Raw genomic sequence first — 17,821 nt, 5'->3', positions numbered from 1 at the left:
CCCCGAAACACGGCCTGCCCCATTCTTGTGCCGAGGGCCTGTAAGCTCAGCATGGGGCCCGGCTTTCGCCGGGACGACGCGTAGGTTGGCCGGTCGGTCACCCTTCGCTGGTAATCCGCTGGATCAGCGCCCCCAGCACTTCTTCGGCAATCTCGTTGGACACCTGGCAGGTGCCGGCATTCTCGTGCCCGCCCCCGCCGTATTCAAGCATCAGCGCGCCGATGTTGGTCCGGGACGTGTGGTTCAGGATCGACTTGCCGGTCGCGAACACGGTATTCTGGTTCTTCAGTCCCGACAGCACGTGGATCGAAATGTTCGCCTCGGGGAACAGCGCGTAGATCAGGAAGCGGTTGCCGGCGTAGATGGTTTCCTCCGCGCGCAGGTCGAGCACCACCAGGTTCCTGTGCACGGTGGCGCAGCGGCGAATCTGTTCCTGGCAGCGCGCGTTGTGCTCCATGTACATGTTGCTGCGCTCGCGCACGTCCGGCAACTGCATGATGGCATCGATCGACAGGTGCCTGCAGTGGTCGATCAGGTCCATCATCAACTGATAGTTGGAGATGTGGAAGTTCCTGAACCGCCCCAGCCCGGTGCGCGCGTCCATCAGGAAGTTCAGCAAGTCCCAGCCCTTCGGGTCCAGCACCTCGGCGCGCGTAAATTGGGCCGAGTCGCCCTTGTCCACAGCCGCCATCATCTCCTTCCACGCCGCCGGGAACGCCCTGGCCCCACCGTAGTAGTCGTACACCACGCGCGCGGCCGACGGTGCCGTGGGATCGATCACATGGTTCTGGTGGCGGGCGCTATTGCGTATCGTTTCGGACAGGTGGTGGTCGAACACCAGGTGCGCGCCGGCCACGTACGGCAGGTTGGTCGTGATGTCGCGCGGGCCGATTGCGATTTTCCCGTCCTGCATGTCCTTCGGATGCACAAACAGGATGTCGTCGATCAGGTCCAGGTGCTTGAGCAGGACCGCACAGACCAGCCCGTCAAAATCGCTGCGGGTCACAAGGCGGAATTTGGGGGAAACGGCAGTCATCGGCAAACCCTTTCATCGAAAACGAAGCTGGGGGCTGGCGTGGCCAGGACACGTTTCCCCATCATACCTTGCAAAGTTTCCGTTTTACAGGTTTTGCTCGCCCGTTTGCTCGACAGCAATCCGTCCGTGCATTCCAGACCGTGATTCCTGCAGGCTGTCGCACAAGGCTTGGGTTCCGGGCGCGGCAGGCATACAGTTGCATTGTCCCAACAATTGTTCCAGAACCGGCGAACCCGGCTGGGGCGTGGCGGCAACGGCGGGTTACACTGGCCGGTTGCAAGAACACTATGATACGACGACCTTGAACATGCAAGCACGGCAATCCACACCGCAAACGATTTCGAGCATCCTGTCCTGGCTCTACCGTGCCTTCGACCGCGTCGCGACCTGGGTCAGCCAGCTGTCGTGGTGGAAATTCTTCCTGGTTGCCGCGCTCACGCTGATCGCCGCCGCCATCGTTCAGGAAGAGCTGTTCTCGAGCTCGTCGGACGAGGAAATCGTGCGCACCGAACGCCATCCCGGCAAAAAGGCGCAGCAGCCGAGCATCCTGATCGACGACAGCGGCATCCATTTCAACCCGACCAAGAGCCGCCCCGGCGAGCCGGAGGTGCCTGGCGCCGCGCAGTCCGGGCCGGGCGCGGCCCCGGCGCCGGACCTGCCCAAGAAGGGCAACGGCAAGCCCACGGTGCACACCGAGAACGGCGACGAGGTCCACATCGACCTGCCGCCGCAGATCGGCCAGGAGCTGTCCGACGCGATCGAGCAGGCCGTGGACGACGCGGCCGAGGCCAAGGTCAGCCGCTACCACAAGCAGGCCTCGACCTGGTTCACCAGCTTCGTGTGGCTGCTGATGCTGGCCCTGTTCGGCACCAAGGCGCTGGTGGGCGGCAAGAAGCGCGCCGAACTGGCAACCCAGACCGCCACCGCCGCGGCCGAGCGCGAATCGATGCAGCGCCAGCTGTCGGAAGCAAAGATGCAGATGATGCAAGCCCAGGTCGAGCCGCACTTCCTGTTCAATACCCTCGCCTCGGTCGAGCACCTGATCGAGACCAACCCGCCGCGCGCCTCGGCCATGCAGCGCAGCCTGATCCAGTACTTGCGCGCCGTGCTGCCGCAAATGCGCGACTCGAACCTGACCACCAACCTCGGGCGCGAGGTGGACATGGTCACCGCCTACCTTGCCCTGCTCAAGATGCGCATGGAAGAGCGCCTGACGGTCGCCATCGACATTCCCGAGGGCCTGCGCACCGCCGCCTTTCCGCCGATGATGCTGCAGTCTCTGGTCGAGAACGCGATCAAGCACGGGCTGGAATGCAAGCCGGAGGGCGGCACGCTGAAGGTGATGGCCGAGGTGGCCCACAACAAGCTGCGCGTGACGGTGGCCGACAACGGCGTGGGCTTTGGCGTCATGCCCAGCAACGGCACCGGCCTGGGCCTGACCAACATCCGCGAACGCCTCAAGCTGCTGCACGGCGAGGCGGGCCAGCTGCTGATCGCGGCCAACAGCCCGACCGGCGTGATCGCTACCATCGAAATTCCCTACCAGCTCGCCGCCGCGAAGTGATATACGGCATCATCTATTGCACGGCACGCCATTTTTATTGAATAATTAACACTCGACTGATTCGACCGGACTCCAACCATGCCTACCGCGATTATTGCCGACGACGAACGACTGATGCGCGACCAGCTGCGCATGCGCCTTTCCGAAGTGTGGCCGGAGCTGGAAATCCTGGGCGAGGCCAAGAACGGCGAAGAGGCAGTGGAGCTGGTGGCCAAGCTCAAGCCCGACCTGACCTTCCTCGACATCCGCATGCCCGGCAAGACCGGCATGGAGGCAGCGCGCGAAATCGGCGACCAGAGCCACATCGTGTTCGTGACGGCCTACGACCAGTACGCGGTCGAGGCGTTCGAGCGCGGCGCCGTGGACTACCTGCTCAAGCCCACCGAGACCGAGCGCCTGAAGGTGACGGTGGACCGCCTGAAGGAACGCCTGGCCGGGCCCAGGGAGCAGGTCAACGACAGCGTCACCGCGCTGTTGTCGCAGATCGCCGAGAAGGTGGCCGCGCCCAAGCAAAAATACCTGCAATGGATCCAGGCCAGCATCGGCCAGGACCTGCGCATGATCCCGGTCGAGGAGATCCTGTTCTTCCGCTCCGATGAAAAATACACCTGCGTGCAGACCGAAAAGTTTGAAGCGCTGATCAGGAAGCCCGTGCGCGACCTGGCCGAAGAGCTGGACCCGTCGCTGTTCTGGCAGATCCACCGCGCCACCCTGGTCAACGTGAACGCGATCGAGGGCGTCACGCGCGATATCCGCGGCCGCCACCTGGTCATGGTCAAGGGGCGTCCGGAGCGGCTGGAAGTGAGCCGCAGCTTCCTGCACCTGTTCAAGCAGATGTAGGCGAAGGGGCGCCCTGCCCCTTTGTCGCGCATCAATCACTATTGCCTGCCGCCGCCTTAATGTAGAGGTTGCGTCCGCGTTAGCGGGCCAACAACAGGCATTTCACATGAACAAGAAACCCGGAGCCCGTTCTCGTGGGTGGGGCGTGGCCATGTTCGTGCTCGGCTGTGTCGGTGGAGCGTGGTTTGCGCGCCAGGAACGTCGCTCCGGGCCCCGGTTTTCGGCCCACAGCGAGGAAATCGTCAACAACGCCAGCGAGGCCATCATCACGGTGGACGAGGACAACCAGATTGTGCTCGCCAACCCGTCGGCCGCCGGCATGTTTTTGTCCAGCACATGGGAAATGCGCGGCCAGCCCCTGACCCGCTACCTGCACCCGCCAACCGGCGCCAGCGGGGTGGTCACCACCTGGTTCCGCGCCAGCGGCGGCCGGGCCGGCCGGCGCGGCAGCGATTGCGCGGCCACCGGGGTGCGCGGCAGCGGCCAGCTGTTCCCGATCGAAGGTTCCATCTCCACCAGCTACCGCAACGGCCGGCCGCTGCACACCATCATCCTGCGCGACGTGACCGAGCGCCACATGGTCCAGCAAAAGCTGTCGCGCTCGCGCGACCAGCTGCGCCAGCTGTCGGCGGCGCTGCAGACCATCCGCGAGGAAGAACGCGCCTACATCGCGCGCGAGCTGCACGACGACCTGGGCCAGATCCTGGCCTCGCTGCGCATGGACCTGACGCTGTTGCAGCAGGCGGACGGCAACACGCCCGATTCGCTCAAGCTCATGGCCGGCATGGAAAACAACCTGCTGACCGCCATCACGTCGCTGCGCCGCATTGCCACCAACCTGCGCCCGCGCGCGCTCGACGAAGGTGGCCTCTACTTTGCGCTGCAGGGCCTGCGCGACGATTTCGTCGAGCGCCACGGCATTCCGGCCGCGCTGTTCGCGGACGAAGCGGAGCTGCGGCTGGACGACGCTGCCAGCACGGCGATCTTTCGCATCGTGCAAGAGGCGCTGACCAACATCGCGCGCCATGCCAACGCCCACAACGTGACCATGAACCTGTACCGCCTGAACGGGGAACTCCTCATCCAGATCCGCGACGACGGCCGCGGCATTCGCACCGAGGACATGGAAAAGGCCGAATCGCTGGGCCTGATCGGCATGCGCGAGCGCGTGTGGGCCATGAACGGTGAAATCACCATCACCAGCGACGAGCCGCCCGGCACCCGGATCGAGATCGTGCTGCCGCTGGCGGGCCATACGGTGGATTAGGCTCTGCTTTGTCCGTTTCCGCACTGAACGAATTAGCGCCCCGGTGGTATGCTCGGGGTTCTGAATGACGCTTCCCCGCCGCAAATGACCACCCCTGACACCGCGACCACAGCGGTACCGAAGAAAAGACGCCAGACCGCGCGCTTGTCGCTGGCCGCATGGAAGCAGTTCGTCAACGTGGCAAAACCGTATTGGCTCGGGGACGAATGGCGGACGGCGTGGTTCATGCTCTTGCTCCTGATCGTCCTGATGCTGGTCGATACCAAGCTGGCCGTCATGCTCAACAACCAGGCCGGCGAAATGACCTCGGCGCTGGCGGCCAAGGAGGGCGACCGCTTCTGGCACGCGGTGCGCGCCTGCCTGCTCACCCTGGCCTTCGCGGTGCCGACCTATGCCTTCTACTACTACATGCGCGACCTGTTCGCGAACCAGTGGCGGCGCTGGCTGACCGGACGTTTCCTCGATGGCTACCTGAGAGGGCGTAAATACTACGAACTCGGATACGACAGCGAGATCGACAACCCGGACCAGCGCATCAGCGAAGACATCAACACCTTCACCGGCCGCTCCATCCACTTCCTGCTGATCTTCCTGGGATCCATCATGCAGCTGGTGGCCTTCAGCGCCGTGCTGTGGTCGATTTCGCATTTGCTGGTTGGTGTGCTGACGGTGTATGCACTGGTGGGCACCGCCATTGCCCTGTACGCATTCGGCAACCCGCTGATCCACCTGAACTTCTGGCAACTACGGCGCGAGGCGGACTTCCGCTTCAGCCTGATGCGCCTGCGCGAGAACGCCGAATCCATCGCCTTCTACCGTGGCGAAGCCCAGGAGCGGGCGCACATCGACGGCACGTTCCACAAGGTGATCCACAATTTTGCCCAGTTGATTAAAAAGCAGCGTGACCTGAACTTGTTCCAGCGCGGGTTCAGCCAGCTCACGTTGGTACTGCCGGGCATGATCCTCGCCAGCGACGTGCTGTCGGGCGAACTGGAAGTGGGCCGGGCGGTGCAGGCCGCAGGTGCATTCACCGCCGTGCTCGGCGCCGTGGGCGTCATTGTCGATAACTTCGAAAGCCTGAGCCGTTTCGTCGCTGGCATCGGCCGCCTGCAAGCCTTGTCCGACCTCCTGCTCTCCCCCGCGGTGCCCGCGACCGTGGCCGACAACAAGCACCCGCACATCCAGCGGCGTCCGGGCACGCACCTGTCGCTGGAATCGCTGACCCTGTATCCGCCGCAGTACGAACGGGTGCTCATCAAGGACCTGGACCTGGCCATGAAGCCGGGCGATGCGCTGCTGATCACCGGCGACAGCGGTTGTGGCAAAAGCTCGCTGCTGCGCGCGATTGCGGGGCTGTGGAACACCGGCAGCGGCGTGATCTGGCACCCGCCAATGGAAGATTTCTTCTTTCTTCCGCAGCAGCCCTATCTGCAGCCTGGCACCCTGCGCAGCCAGCTCATCTATCCAAGCGCGCGCTCCCACCTCAGCGACGAGCAGCTGCTGGAGATCCTGGAACAGGTGCATCTGCCGCGACTGGCCGACCAGGTGGGTGGGCTGGACGCCGTGCGTGACTGGGAAAAGCTGTTGTCGGTCGGCGAACAGCAGCGCCTGGCCTTTGGCCGCGTGTTGGTGCACCAGCCCAGCATCATCATCCTGGACGAAGCGACCAGCGCGCTCGACAGCGGCAATGAGGCCTCGCTCTACGGACGCCTGCGCGCCAGCGGCGCCACCCTGATCAGCATTGCCCACCGCGCCGCCGTGCTGCGCCACCATACCCATGTGTTGCGGTTCGTGGGCGATGGCGCATGGCAGGTGCATGATGCAAGAGGTTATCAATTTGACGAGCCGTTCGAGGCAGTGGCGGCTACAACGGACCACGGCGCGTAGTTGATCATCGGCCGGCCTCTGCCAGTTCGCCTGCCGCTCCGGTATCATTCTGGGATGAATGCAATTTCTTTCCAACCGTTTGTCATTGGTGTCGCTGGCGGAAGCGGCAGTGGCAAGTCAACGGTGTCCCAGCAAGTGCTGGCTTCGTTCGGCGCTGATATGGTCTCGGTCGTCATGCAGGACGATTACTACTGCGACCAATCCGGCCTGCCCCCGGAAGTGCGCCGCAAGCAGAACTACGACCATCCGCAGGCCTTCGACTGGCCACTGCTGGTGCAGCACGTAGAGGCCCTGCGCAATGGCCGGGCGATCGACATGCCGGTGTACGACTTCACGAGCGACAACCGCTCCAGCAAGACCATTCTGGTCAAACCTGCCCCGGTCATCGTGATCGAAGGCTTGTTTGCCTTGTACGACGCGGACTTGCGCAACATGATGTCGCTGAAGATTTTTGTCGACACCGCCCCCGACGTGCGCTTCATCCGCCGCATGCAAAGGGATATTGCCGAACGCGGCCGCTCGCTGGAGAGCATCGTCAACCAGTACATGGAAACGGTACGCCCGATGCACAAGCAATTCATCGAGCCAACCAAGCGCTACGCCGACGTCATTTTGCCGCACGGCGCGAATGACCCGGCAGTCGATGTGATCACCACCAAGGTAGCGAGCGTGATTGGCCAGTTGCAGCGGCGCTGATCGATCCGCAACTCTTGTCCTGTACGCCTGTGACCGCGATTCAAATCTACAGTAACAGGCGCCGGGTATTCGACGGTGCTGGAAGGCGGGGTCAGAGCTCGTAATTCTCGCCGCCGCGCATCGCCCCTTCGACCATCTTGCGGTTCAGGGTCGGCGCCAGCAGTTCGATGAAGGTGTAGATGTAGCTGCGCAAGTAAGCGCCCTGCTTCACCGCCACGCGCGAAACGTTCATGCCGAACAAATGCCCAACCGGAATCGCGCGCAGGTTGCGGTCGCGCTCGGGGTCGAAAGCCATGCCGGCGATGATGCCGATGCCCATGCCCAGCTCCACGTAGGTCTTGATGACGTCCGCGTCGATCGCTTCCAGCAGCACGTCCGGTTTCAGGTTGCGCAGGCCGAAGGCGTGGTCGATGCGGCTGCGGCCGGCAAAGGCCGAGTCGTAGGTGATGACCGGGTAGCTTGCGATTTCTTCCAGCGACACCGCCTGCGACTTGAGCAAGGGGTGCTCCGGCGGCACCACCACCACGTGCTCCCACTGGTAGGCCGGCAGCGTGATCAGCCCGTCCACGGCCGCGATCGATTCGGTCGCAATGGCCATGTCGGCCTGGTCGTTCTTTACCATCTCCGCGATCTGGCGCGGGTTACCTTGCAACAAAGACAAGCGCACCTTGGGATAGCGGGCCATGAATGCCTGCACGACCTTGGGCAGGATGTAGCGTGCCTGCGTGTGCGTGGTGGCAATGGTAAAGCTGCCGCTGTCCTGGGCCGCATACTCCTTGCCGATGCGCTTGAGGCTGTCGATCTCCTGCATGATCAGCTCGACCGACTGCAGCACCAGCCGCCCCGGCTCGGTCAGCCCGCGAATGCGCTTGCCGTGGCGCGTAAAGATGTCCACCCCCAGCTCTTCCTCGAGCTCGATGATCGCCTTGGACACGCCCGGCTGGGATGTGAACAATGCCTTGGCGGCGTCGGTGAGGTTGAAGTTCTGGCGTACGGCCTCGCGGACGAAGCGAAGTTGGTGGAGGTTCATTGCCGGGTGGATTGATTTGTAGGCTTATGCACATTGTAGCTTGCTTATGCCGAAAGCGAATATAAGCAAATAAATTCTCAGTAGTTGGGAATATAGGAGTGCGTCCGTACCATTGAGCTTAAGTTAACAGCCCCGGCTTTGGCGTGGGCTCAAGGATCGCTCCATGTACCAATACGACCACTACGACCGCCTCATTTACCGCGAACGCATCGCGCAGTACCGCGACCAGGTGCGCCGCCGCCTCGCCGACGAACTGACCGAGGAGGAATTCCTCCCGCTGCGCCTGCAAAACGGCCTGTACATGCAGCGCCATGCCTACATGCTGCGCATCGCGATTCCCTACGGGCTGCTGGCATCGAAGCAGCTGCGCATGCTGGCCCACATCGCGCGCAAGTACGACCGCGGCTACGGCCACTTCACCACCCGCACCAATATCCAGTTCAACTGGATGGAGCTGGAGCGCACCCCGGATATCCTGGAGCACCTGGCCTCGGTCGAGATGCATTCGATCCAGACCTCGGGCAACTGCATCCGCAACACCACTACCGACGAGTTTGCCGGGGTGGCCGCCGACGAGATCGTCGATCCGCGCCCGTACTGCGAGATCATCCGCCAGTGGAGCACCTTCCACCCGGAATTCATCGGCCTGCCGCGCAAGTTCAAGATCGCCGTCAACGGCGCCCTGCAGGATCGCGCGGCCATCGCGATCCACGACATCGGCCTGACCATCCTCAAGAACGAGCAGGGCGAGATCGGTTTCCGCGTCGCCGTCGGTGGCGGCCTGGGCCGCACGCCGATCCTGGCCAGCGTGATCAAGGACTTCCTGCCGTGGCAGCACCTGCTGACCTATATCCAGGCGATCATGCGCGTGTACAACGAGCACGGCCGTCGCGACAACAAGCACAAGGCCCGCATCAAGATCCTGGTCAAGGCGCTGGGCGCCGAGGAATTCGCGCGCCAGGTGGAGGCCGAGTGGGCCGACCTGAAGGGCAACGAAGAGACCCTGACCCAGGAAGAGTTCGACCGCGTGGCCGCCTGGTTCGCGCCGCCGGCCTACGACAAGCTGGACGACATCGACCCCGCGCTGGCGCACCCTGGCAACAAGGCCTTCGCCAATTGGCTCGCCCGCAACGTCAAGCCGCACAAGGTGCCGGGCTACGCCGCCGTGGTGCTCTCGCTCAAGAAGCCGGGCCTGCCGCCGGGCGACGCGACCGCCGAGCAGATGGACTTTGTGGCCGACATGGCCGACCGCTACAGCTTTGGCGAGCTGCGCGTGACGCACGAGCAGAACCTGGTGCTGGCCGACGTCAAGCAATCCGAGCTGTTCGAGGTGTGGCAGCAAGTCAAGGCCCAGGGCCTCGCGACGCCGAACATTGGCCTGCTCACCGACATCATCTCCTGCCCCGGCGGCGACTTCTGCTCGCTGGCCAACGCCAAGTCGATCCCGATCGCCACCGCGATTGCCGAGCGTTTCGAGGACCTGGACTTCCAGCACGACATCGGCGAGTTCGAGCTGAACATCTCGGGCTGCATCAATGCCTGCGGCCACCACCACGTCGGCCACATCGGCATCCTGGGCGTGGACAAGGACGGCAGCGAGTGGTACCAGGTGTCGCTGGGCGGCGCCCAAGGCGACGAGGCGGCGCTGGGCAAGATCATCGGCCCGTCGTTCGCCGCCGCGCAAATGCCGGAAGTGGTGGACCGCCTGCTCAAGGTGTACCTGCGCGAGCGCCACGACGGCGAGCGCTTCGTGGACACCGTGCAGCGCCTGGGCATCGGCCCGTTCAAAGATTTCGTGTACGCCACGCCGATCGAGGCGGGCGAACTGGTTGGGGAAGACGAATATGCTTGAAGTACGCAAACAGATCATCAAGAACCACGCCGTTGTCGACGACGACTGGAGCGTGCTGCGCCTGGATGAAGGCGACACGCCCGAAACCGTGGTGGTCGCGCAAGGCAAGATCATCGTGCCGCTGACCGTGTGGCAGGCCCAGCGCGAGCAGCTGGCGGCGCGCGAGCACATCGCCGTGTGGCTGGCCTCGCACGAGCGCGCGGAGAGCCTGCGCGACGAGCTGGACCGTTTTGCGCTCATCGCCGTTGACTTTCCCAAGTTCAGCGACGGCCGCGGCTATTCGATCGCTTACAATCTGCGCAAACGGCTCGGTTACAAGGGCGAACTGCGCGCGATCGGCGACGTGCTGCGCGACCAGCTGTTCCAGATGCTGCGCACCGGCTTCGATGCCTTCTCCACCCGCCCGGACCGCAACATTCACGACGCACTGAAAGGCCTGACCGTGTTTTCCGAGACCTACCAGGCATCGACCGACACCGCGCTGCCGCTGTTTCGCCGGGTCCAGCGCGGCCTGCCGCCGGAGCCGGACGTCGCTTACGGTATTTAGAGGAGCATCCATGACCCAGCTGGCCGACCTGACCGCCGCCACCCGCGCCACGCTCGCACGCGTGGCTGCCGAATTCTCGCCCGCCGTGTTCGCATCGAGCCTGGCGCTGGAAGACATGGTGCTGACCGACCTGATCCTGCGCGCGGGCCTGCCGATCGGCATTTTCTCGCTCGACACCGGCCGCCTGCACCCGGAAACGCTGGCCGTGCTGGACGCGGTCAAGGCCACCTACGACCATGAGATCGCGGTCTACCGCCCCGATCCGGCGGCGGTGGAAGCCTACGTCTCCGCCAAGGGCCTGAACGCGTTCTACGACAGCGTCGAGCTGCGCCGCGAATGCTGCCACATCCGCAAGGTGGAACCGCTCGGCCGCGCACTGGCCGGCAAGCGGGCCTGGATCACCGGCCAACGCCGCGCCCAGTCGGCCACCCGCGCCGACCTGGCGGTGCAGGAAGACGATCCGGCGCACGGCATGGTCAAGTTCAATCCGCTGGCGGACTGGTCGGAAGAAGACGTCTGGAACTATATCCGCAGCAACAACGTACCGTACAATGTCCTGCACGACCAGGGCTATCCGTCGATCGGCTGCGCGCCCTGCACGCGCGCGATCCAGCCTGGCGAGGATATCCGCGCCGGCCGCTGGTGGTGGGAAAACCCCGAATCGAAGGAATGCGGGCTGCACGTCGTTGACGGCAAGCTCGTTCGCATCAAATCCGTGGCCGCCTAGCCACAACAAGACAAAGCCAAGCTGCCATGACCAACTTTAGCGATACCCCGCGCCTCGTCCCCGAAGTGAACGACGCGCACCTCGACGCGCTCGAATCGGAAGCGATCCACATCCTGCGTGAAGTGGCGGCCGAATGCGCCAACCCTGCCCTGCTGTTCTCGGGCGGCAAAGACTCGGTGGTGCTGCTGCGCCTGGCCGAGAAAGCTTTCCGCCCAGGCAAGTTCCCGTTCCCGCTGGTGCACATCGACACCGGCCACAACTTCGACGAAGTGATCGAATTCCGCGACGCCCGCGTGGCCGAATTGGGCGAGCGCCTGATCGTCGGCAGCGTCGAGGACTCGATCCGGCGCGGCACGGTGCGCCTGCGCAATCCGGATACCGACTCGCGCAACGCGGCCCAGGCCGTGACCCTGCTCGAAACCATCGCCGAACACGGCTTTGACGCCTGCATCGGCGGCGCCCGCCGCGACGAGGAAAAGGCGCGCGCCAAGGAGCGCATCTTCTCGTTCCGCGACGAGTTCGGCCAGTGGGACCCGAAGGCCCAGCGCCCCGAGCTGTGGAGCCTGTACAACACCCGCGTGCACCCGGGCGAGAACATGCGCGTGTTCCCGATCTCGAACTGGACCGAGCTGGACGTGTGGCAGTACATCGGCCGCGAACGGCTGGCCCTGCCCTCGATCTACTTTGCGCACGAGCGCCCGGTGGTCGAGCGCAATGGCCTGCTGGTGCCGGTCACCCGCCTGACGCCGCCGCGCGACGGCGAGACCGTGGACAGCCGCACCGTACGCTTCCGCACCGTGGGCGACATTTCGTGCACCTGCCCGGTGGCGTCAAACGCCAGCAGCGTGGACGCGATCATCGCCGAGACCGCCGTCACCCAGATCACCGAACGCGGGGCCACCCGGATGGACGACCAGACCTCCGAAGCCTCGATGGAAAAACGCAAGAAAGCAGGATACTTCTGATGAACGCCATCACCGACAAACTGGCCGCGCCGGGCCTGTTGCGCTTCATTACCGCCGGCTCGGTGGATGACGGCAAGAGCACGCTGATCGGCCGCCTGCTGTACGACAGCAAGGGCATCTTCGCCGACCAGCTGGCCGCCGTGTCGCGCTCCAAGCACAAGCGCACGGTGGGCGACACGATCGACCTGTCGCTTCTCACCGACGGTCTGGAAGCCGAGCGCGAACAGGGCATCACGATCGACGTGGCCTACCGCTACTTCGCCACCCCGCGCCGCAAGTTCATCATCGCCGACACCCCGGGCCACGAGCAGTACACCCGCAACATGGTCACCGGCGCCTCGACCGCCGACGCGGTCGTGATCCTGGTGGACGTATCGAAGGTCAAGCTGCGCGAGGATGGCGGCGTGGACTTGCTGGTGCAGACCAAGCGCCACTCCACCATTGCGCACCTGCTGCGCATCGAGCATGTGATCGTCGCCGTCAACAAGATGGACCTGGTGGGCTACGACCAGGCCGTGTACGAGCGCATCGTCAAGGCCTACCGCGAATTTGCGGACACGCTGGGCTTGGCCAGCGTGACCACGATCCCGCTGTCGGCGCTGGCCGGCGACAATGTCGTCGAAGGCAGCGAGAACATGCCCTGGTACGAAGGCCCCACGCTGATCGAGCTGCTCGAGACCCTGCCCGTGTACAACGACGCGCACGCCGCGCCGCTGCGCTTCCCGGTGCAGCTGGTGGCGCGCCACAACGGACACGAGGCCAACGACTTCCGCGGCTACATGGGCCGCATCGAGGCGGGCCGCGTGTCGGTGGGCGACAAGCTGCTGGTGCAGCCATCCGGCCAGACCGCCACGGTCAAGGAGATCGTCACCTTCGACGGCAACCTGCAGACGGCCAGCGCCGGCCAGTCGGTCACGCTGCTGCTGGAAGAATACGTGGACGTCTCGCGCGGCGACATGCTGGTGGCAGCCGACCAGCCAGCCACCCTGCTCAAGCAGGTGGTGGCGGACGTGTGCTGGATGGCCGACGAGCCGCTCGACCTGCGCCGCAAATACTGGATCAAGCACGGTACGCGCCAGTGCGCGGCCAAGGTCACCAAAGTGGACACGCTGCTGGACGTGAACACCCAGGAACGCCGCCCGGCCGAGGGCCTGAAGCTGAACGACATCGCGCGCATTGGCCTGACGGTCCAGCAGCCGCTGGCCGCCGACGCCTATGACGACATCCGCGCCACCGGCGCCTTTATCCTGATCGACGAAGTCACCCACCAGACCGTGGCTGCGGGTATGATTCGTATCGACGGATAAAGGATCACTGCATGGCCGCGACAGGCAAGGTTTACCTCATCGGCGCCGGGCCCGGCGCGCCCGACCTCATCACCGTGCGCGGCGCGCGCCTGCTCGCGCAGGCGAACGTGGTGCTGTACGACGCGCTGGTGACGCCGGAGATGCTGGAGCTGTGCCCGCAGGCTGAAAAAATCGCGGTCGGCAAGCGTTCCGGCCAGCGCTCCACCGCGCAGGAAGTCATCAACCGCCTGCTCGTCGAGTGCGCGCACCGGCACGCGATCGTGGTGCGCCTCAAGGGTGGCGACCCCATGCTGTTCGGCCGCGCCGACGAAGAGCTGCGTGCGCTGGAAGAAGCCGACATCGCGGTCGAGATCGTCCCCGGCATCACCACCGCGCTGGCCGCCGCCGCGGCCACCAAACAGCCGCTGACCAAGCGCGGTGTCGCCCGCAGCGTCGCGTTCTTCACGTCCAGCACTGCCCCGGAACAGGCCGACCTCGAAGGTTTGCCGCACACCGACACCATGGTGCAGTACATGGGCGGGCGCGAAGCCATCCAGACGGCGGAACGGCTGCTGGCACAGGGCCGCCCCGCCGACACGCCGGTGGTCATCATCGAAAACTGCAGCCGCGACAACGAGCGCATCACGCGCATCACGCTGGCCGCGCTGGCGCATGGGCTGGACCAGGCGCACGGCCCGGTGCTGGTGATGATTGGCCAAGCGCTGCGCATGCGCACGCACCAGCCGCACGGCTGAACGGCCCGCGCGCTACCGGCCGTAGCGCCGGTCGTGCTCCTCGATTTCCCACTCCAGCCGGTCGGCTGCCAGGTAGGTGTCCGCGGCGATGCGGTTCAGGTTTTCGATCGACGCGCGCAGCATGGCGCCGGCACGGCCGCGGCACTCGCGCGTGTACCACAGCGCAAGGTCGCGCCGGATGCCGTTCAGGTCGGCCTTGAGGTCGGCCAGCATGCCGCGCAGGCTGCGGTCTGCATCCACCGCTGCTCCGGCCTGCTGCGACAGCACATGCGCCGACATGCGGCCGATTTTGCCCTGCATGCGTGTGAGGCGGCGCGCCAGCGCGTCGATGCGGCGCGCGCAGCGCAGCTCGACGAACAGTGCCGACGGCGACAGCGTGCGGCGCATGACGGCCAGGGTCTTGGATCGTTGCAGCGATTGCATGGCGGCGGCAACGAGCTGCTTGATCGACGCAGTCAGCATGATGGATGGCCCGGGTAAGGATCCGAGAACGCCCGGCGCGATGGGCAGCGCCCGGCAAACGTGCATTGCAGTGTGTGCGCGTTCGGCAGGAGTGTCAAACGTCCTGCACGTCCAAATTCATGATCGCGCACAAGCTACGTGCAGATTCACCGAAGCTCAGCCCCAGGGCGTGAACAGGATGCCATCCTGGATGCTGCCGATCACCTGCGCCTGGTTCTCGAGGCTTTCGCTGAAGTGCGCCAGCACCTCGGCGCGCGTGGCGCCGTACTGCTGCAGCGAGGCCATCCAGAAGTCATAACCACCCTGCTCCGCCGGACGGTGCAGCACGTTCTGGTACAGCGCCTGCACGAACTGGCTGTCGCTCGCGTTGGCCCCGTAGCGGCTCGCAAATTCCAGGCTGCCGACGAACTCCTGCGACACCTGGTTCAGGCTCGCGCCGTTATCGAGCATCTTGATCCAGTAGCCCAGCCCCGCCAGGTCCGGTGCGCGGTCGAACGTAGCCTGGTACAGGCGGTATGCCTCGCCGGCCGTGCCGTTGATGTCCAGCGCCAGCGACGCGTCGCTGAACTGCAGGCGCTCCACGTTGACCAGGGCATCCTGGATACCGTTGCCGCTGACGGTGAAGCCGTTCGCGCCCGCCGTGACCGTGATCCCGGCGTGCGGGGTTTGGTACACGACCGTGTCCAGGCCGGCGCCGCCGTCGATCGCATGGCTGCCGCCGTTCGATGCGAACACGTTGGCCGCGCCGGTGCCCGTCACAAGCTCGGGCGCTGGCGCCGGCACCGTCACGCTGCCGCCACCGCCTGTGCCGGAACCGCCGCTGCCGCTGCCGGTCGAACCGGAACCGGTGCTGCCGCCGCTCGACCCGGAGCCGCTGCCGACGGTGTCGCCGCCGCCCGACCCGGTCGAACCGCCCGAGCCCGTGCTCGCCCCGCCGCTGCCGGCCAGTACGCGCGCCTCGATGGTGGAGCCGCCATCCTGCGTGTCCACCCAGGCCGTCGCCACGCCGCCGTTGCCGAGGACCGCCAGCGCCGGGCTGGCCTGGTCGCCGACCGACAGCTGGTTGACCTGGAATTCCTGCGCATCGGCAGGCACGCCGTCCGCGCCAAAGCGGCGCCCGAACACGCCGTTGGCATCGCCGTCGCCGCCCTGTGCCTGCCAGCCGATCACGAAGCCGCCATCGGGCAGCGCCGCCACCGACGCGTCGAAGCGGCCGGTGCCGCCCTGGGCGTTGGCCTGCTCCAGCTGGCCGAGCGCGTGACCCGCATTGTCGTAGCGCTGGAAGAAGATGTCGCTCACCGCAATGCCGAGCGGGTCGTTGCGGTAGCTGTCCCACGCGACGACAAAGCCGCCGCCGGAGAGCGCCGCCACGTGCGGCAGCGGTGCCGCTGTCGAAATGCTGGCGGCCGCGCCGTCGCCGGCCACCTGGATCGCCGTGCCAGGGCTGCTGCCCAGCGCCGCATACACGTTGCCGTCGCCGATCTCGCCCCACGCCACCACGTAGTCGCCGTTGTGCAGCGCCGTCACGCTCGGGCTGTAGGCGGTGCCGAGCAGGCCGGTCACCTGTTCCGCGCCGATCGGGCTACCAAGCGCGCTTTCATGCAGCAGGTGCACCTGGCCGCCGCTGCGCCAGCCGAGCACGAAGGATCCGTCCGCCAGCGCCGTCACGGCCGGCATCGAGGCGTCGCCCGGCGCGCCGGCGGCCAGCTGCTGGCCCACGCTGCCGTTGGCTTCGACGATGCGGTAAGCGACCGCGCTCGCGCCATCCTGCTGCACCGTGTACGCCACCACAAAGCGGCCGTCGGCCAGCGCAGCTACTGCCGGCTGGGCCTCGGCCGCGCTATCGGCGGTGGCGCTGACCGCGAACGGCCCGGCGCTGGCCGTGCCACTGGCGTCGCGCACCTGGGCCCAGATCGCGTTGCCGCTGCCTTGCCACGCGGTGACAAAGCCGCCGCCAGGCAGGGCCGCGATCGCCGGGCTGGCCTGTGCGCCACTGGCCGCGCCGAGCGTCAGGTCAGCGCCGAACGCGGGCAGCGCCTGCGTCGTGCCCTGCATGACCGTGAACACGAGGGTGTCGGTCACGCCCGTGTTCGGGTACGGATTGCCGCTGGGGTCGATCTGGTAGCGGTCGTAGTAGTGCATGGTCACGCTGAGCGCGCCACCCGCCTCCGGCATGGCGCCCGGATTGGCGATCACCAGTTCCGCCGCGCCGGTATTGGGGTCCGTCGTCACGCCGAACAGGCCCGCCTGCGACTGGTCCTGGATCACCCAGCGGCCGCCGTCGGGCGCGCCGGTGTCGATGGGGTGCAAGGCCGCCACCGCGTCGCCTGCCTGCTGGCTCGTGAACACGTAGTTGTGCTCGTACGTCATGCCCACCGGCTGGTTGTCCGGCACCACGCCGGCGTTGCTGCTCACGATGCTGCCATCGGCCAGCTTCCAGTGCATGACGAAGGCTTCCGGGGTGCCGTCGTCGCCCGGCGTCTGGTCCACGAAGCGCCACAGGGTGCCGGCGGCCGGCACGTAGACGCCATCGGTGTCCGACTGCATGGCGTAGGTGGTCCAGCTCCTGCCACCATCCACGCTGTACTGGAAATTGCCGCGGTCAAGCTGCGGTCCGGTGCTGCTGTCAAACGAAAAAGCGACGGCGCTGATGGCCGACGCGCCGATGCTGGCGCCGTTGTAGGTCCAGGTAGTGCTGGTCCATCCGGGGCGGACGTAGATGCTGGTCGATGGGGTGGTCATGTTGCTTCTCTGCTGCCGGGACGATCGCGGCGCGGACGCGCCAGCGGATCGAAAGGTGGAATAAACGCAGAGAAATAATGCCCAACGTCAACTCGGCACGCAACGAAGAAATGCCGTAACGGCGGGCTTTACGCCAAAAACCAACGGAAAATTATCAGGCTGTTT

The 17,821-nt window shown here is 65.5% G+C and carries 15 protein-coding genes; 11 read left to right on the top strand and 4 right to left on the bottom strand.

The features are described 5' to 3' along the window. Positions 1-97: 97 nt before the first annotated feature. Complete coding sequence (locus NX773_RS11195) at positions 98-1,036, bottom strand: exopolyphosphatase (RefSeq protein ID WP_258856401.1); 939 nt, start codon at positions 1,034-1,036, stop codon at positions 98-100. A gap of 307 nt (positions 1,037-1,343) precedes the next feature. Between NX773_RS11195 and NX773_RS11190 the strand changes: the two genes are divergently transcribed. The 5 genes from NX773_RS11190 (at position 1,344) to udk (ending at position 7,290) form a co-directional block, all read left to right on the top strand. After that, positions 1,344-2,600 carry a sensor histidine kinase gene (locus tag NX773_RS11190; RefSeq protein ID WP_258856400.1) on the top strand — a complete coding sequence of 419 codons (1,257 nt, stop codon included), beginning with the start codon at positions 1,344-1,346 and terminating at the stop codon, positions 2,598-2,600. A gap of 78 nt (positions 2,601-2,678) precedes the next feature. Beyond that, entirely contained in the window at positions 2,679-3,440 is a 762-nt protein-coding gene (locus NX773_RS11185) for a LytR/AlgR family response regulator transcription factor (RefSeq protein WP_258822229.1), read from the top strand. A gap of 106 nt (positions 3,441-3,546) precedes the next feature. Then, positions 3,547-4,707, top strand: coding sequence for a PAS domain-containing sensor histidine kinase (locus tag NX773_RS11180; RefSeq protein ID WP_258856399.1), 1,161 nt, complete (start codon positions 3,547-3,549; stop codon positions 4,705-4,707). An 84-nt stretch (positions 4,708-4,791) separates the two neighbouring features. Beyond that, positions 4,792-6,594 carry an ABC transporter ATP-binding protein/permease gene (locus tag NX773_RS11175; RefSeq protein ID WP_258856398.1) on the top strand — a complete coding sequence of 601 codons (1,803 nt, stop codon included), beginning with the start codon at positions 4,792-4,794 and terminating at the stop codon, positions 6,592-6,594. After that, a complete protein-coding gene (udk, locus tag NX773_RS11170) occupies positions 6,595-7,290 on the top strand; it encodes a uridine kinase (protein ID WP_258856397.1) in 696 nt (231 codons plus the stop codon). Positions 7,291-7,381: 91 nt separating this feature from the next. Here udk and NX773_RS11165 read toward each other — a convergent pair whose 3' ends face one another. Continuing rightward, a complete protein-coding gene (locus tag NX773_RS11165; protein ID WP_258856396.1) occupies positions 7,382-8,320 on the bottom strand; it encodes a CysB family HTH-type transcriptional regulator in 939 nt (312 codons plus the stop codon). Between the two features lie 163 nt (positions 8,321-8,483). Here NX773_RS11165 and NX773_RS11160 point away from each other — a divergent pair, with 163 nt between their 5' ends. Genes NX773_RS11160 through cobA form a run of 6 tightly spaced genes read left to right on the top strand, consistent with a single transcriptional unit; the run spans position 8,484 to position 14,452 of the window. Continuing rightward, positions 8,484-10,172 (top strand): nitrite/sulfite reductase, encoded by a 1,689-nt coding sequence (locus NX773_RS11160; RefSeq protein WP_258856395.1) that lies wholly within the window; start codon positions 8,484-8,486, stop codon positions 10,170-10,172. Continuing rightward, positions 10,165-10,719, top strand: a complete 555-nt coding sequence (locus NX773_RS11155) for a DUF934 domain-containing protein (protein ID WP_258856394.1) — start codon at positions 10,165-10,167, stop codon at positions 10,717-10,719. The genes NX773_RS11160 and NX773_RS11155 overlap by 8 nt, the downstream gene beginning before the upstream one ends. Before the next feature lie 10 nt (positions 10,720-10,729). Then, a complete protein-coding gene (locus NX773_RS11150; protein WP_258856393.1) occupies positions 10,730-11,446 on the top strand; it encodes a phosphoadenylyl-sulfate reductase in 717 nt (238 codons plus the stop codon). A gap of 26 nt (positions 11,447-11,472) precedes the next feature. Continuing rightward, a complete protein-coding gene (cysD, locus tag NX773_RS11145) occupies positions 11,473-12,411 on the top strand; it encodes a sulfate adenylyltransferase subunit CysD (RefSeq protein ID WP_258856392.1) in 939 nt (312 codons plus the stop codon). Further along, the gene (locus NX773_RS11140) at positions 12,411-13,718 is read left to right on the top strand and encodes a sulfate adenylyltransferase subunit 1 (RefSeq protein ID WP_258856391.1); all 1,308 of its coding nucleotides are present in this window, start codon (positions 12,411-12,413) and stop codon (positions 13,716-13,718) included. Before cysD ends, NX773_RS11140 begins: the two co-directional genes overlap by 1 nt. Positions 13,719-13,729: 11 nt before the next feature. Continuing rightward, positions 13,730-14,452, top strand: coding sequence for a uroporphyrinogen-III C-methyltransferase (gene cobA, locus NX773_RS11135; RefSeq protein WP_258856390.1), 723 nt, complete (start codon positions 13,730-13,732; stop codon positions 14,450-14,452). Positions 14,453-14,464: 12 nt separating this feature from the next. Here the strand turns inward: cobA and NX773_RS11130 are convergent, their stop codons facing one another. Both NX773_RS11130 and NX773_RS11125 read right to left on the bottom strand, forming a co-directional pair. Further along, positions 14,465-14,914 (bottom strand): hypothetical protein, encoded by a 450-nt coding sequence (locus NX773_RS11130; protein WP_258822242.1) that lies wholly within the window; start codon positions 14,912-14,914, stop codon positions 14,465-14,467. Between the two features lie 156 nt (positions 14,915-15,070). Further along, a complete protein-coding gene (locus NX773_RS11125) occupies positions 15,071-17,656 on the bottom strand; it encodes a DUF4214 domain-containing protein (RefSeq protein ID WP_258856389.1) in 2,586 nt (861 codons plus the stop codon). Positions 17,657-17,821 lie beyond the last annotated feature (165 nt).

This window comes from Massilia solisilvae, assembly GCF_024753215.1.
GTDB classification, from domain to species: Bacteria; Pseudomonadota; Gammaproteobacteria; order Burkholderiales; family Burkholderiaceae_D; genus Telluria; species Telluria solisilvae.
Note: the sequence above shows the minus strand (reverse complement) of the source record. Positions and strands in the feature narration are given on the sequence as shown.

Bases quoted from the DNA above. Each gene is read 5' to 3' on its own strand.
- NX773_RS11195 (WP_258856401.1), bottom strand. From the start codon at position 1,036: ATGACTGCCGTTTCCCCCAAATTCCGCCTTGTGACCCGCAGCGATTTT.
- NX773_RS11190 (WP_258856400.1), top strand. From the start codon at position 1,344: ATGCAAGCACGGCAATCCACACCGCAAACGATTTCGAGCATCCTGTCC.
- NX773_RS11185 (WP_258822229.1), top strand. From the start codon at position 2,679: ATGCCTACCGCGATTATTGCCGACGACGAACGACTGATGCGCGACCAG.
- NX773_RS11180 (WP_258856399.1), top strand. From the start codon at position 3,547: ATGAACAAGAAACCCGGAGCCCGTTCTCGTGGGTGGGGCGTGGCCATG.
- NX773_RS11175 (WP_258856398.1), top strand. From the start codon at position 4,792: ATGACCACCCCTGACACCGCGACCACAGCGGTACCGAAGAAAAGACGC.
- NX773_RS11165 (WP_258856396.1), bottom strand. From the start codon at position 8,320: ATGAACCTCCACCAACTTCGCTTCGTCCGCGAGGCCGTACGCCAGAAC.
- NX773_RS11160 (WP_258856395.1), top strand. From the start codon at position 8,484: ATGTACCAATACGACCACTACGACCGCCTCATTTACCGCGAACGCATC.
- NX773_RS11155 (WP_258856394.1), top strand. From the start codon at position 10,165: ATGCTTGAAGTACGCAAACAGATCATCAAGAACCACGCCGTTGTCGAC.
- NX773_RS11150 (WP_258856393.1), top strand. From the start codon at position 10,730: ATGACCCAGCTGGCCGACCTGACCGCCGCCACCCGCGCCACGCTCGCA.
- cysD (WP_258856392.1), top strand. From the start codon at position 11,473: ATGACCAACTTTAGCGATACCCCGCGCCTCGTCCCCGAAGTGAACGAC.
- NX773_RS11140 (WP_258856391.1), top strand. From the start codon at position 12,411: ATGAACGCCATCACCGACAAACTGGCCGCGCCGGGCCTGTTGCGCTTC.
- cobA (WP_258856390.1), top strand. From the start codon at position 13,730: ATGGCCGCGACAGGCAAGGTTTACCTCATCGGCGCCGGGCCCGGCGCG.
- NX773_RS11130 (WP_258822242.1), bottom strand. From the start codon at position 14,914: ATGCTGACTGCGTCGATCAAGCAGCTCGTTGCCGCCGCCATGCAATCG.
- NX773_RS11125 (WP_258856389.1), bottom strand. From the start codon at position 17,656: ATGACCACCCCATCGACCAGCATCTACGTCCGCCCCGGATGGACCAGC.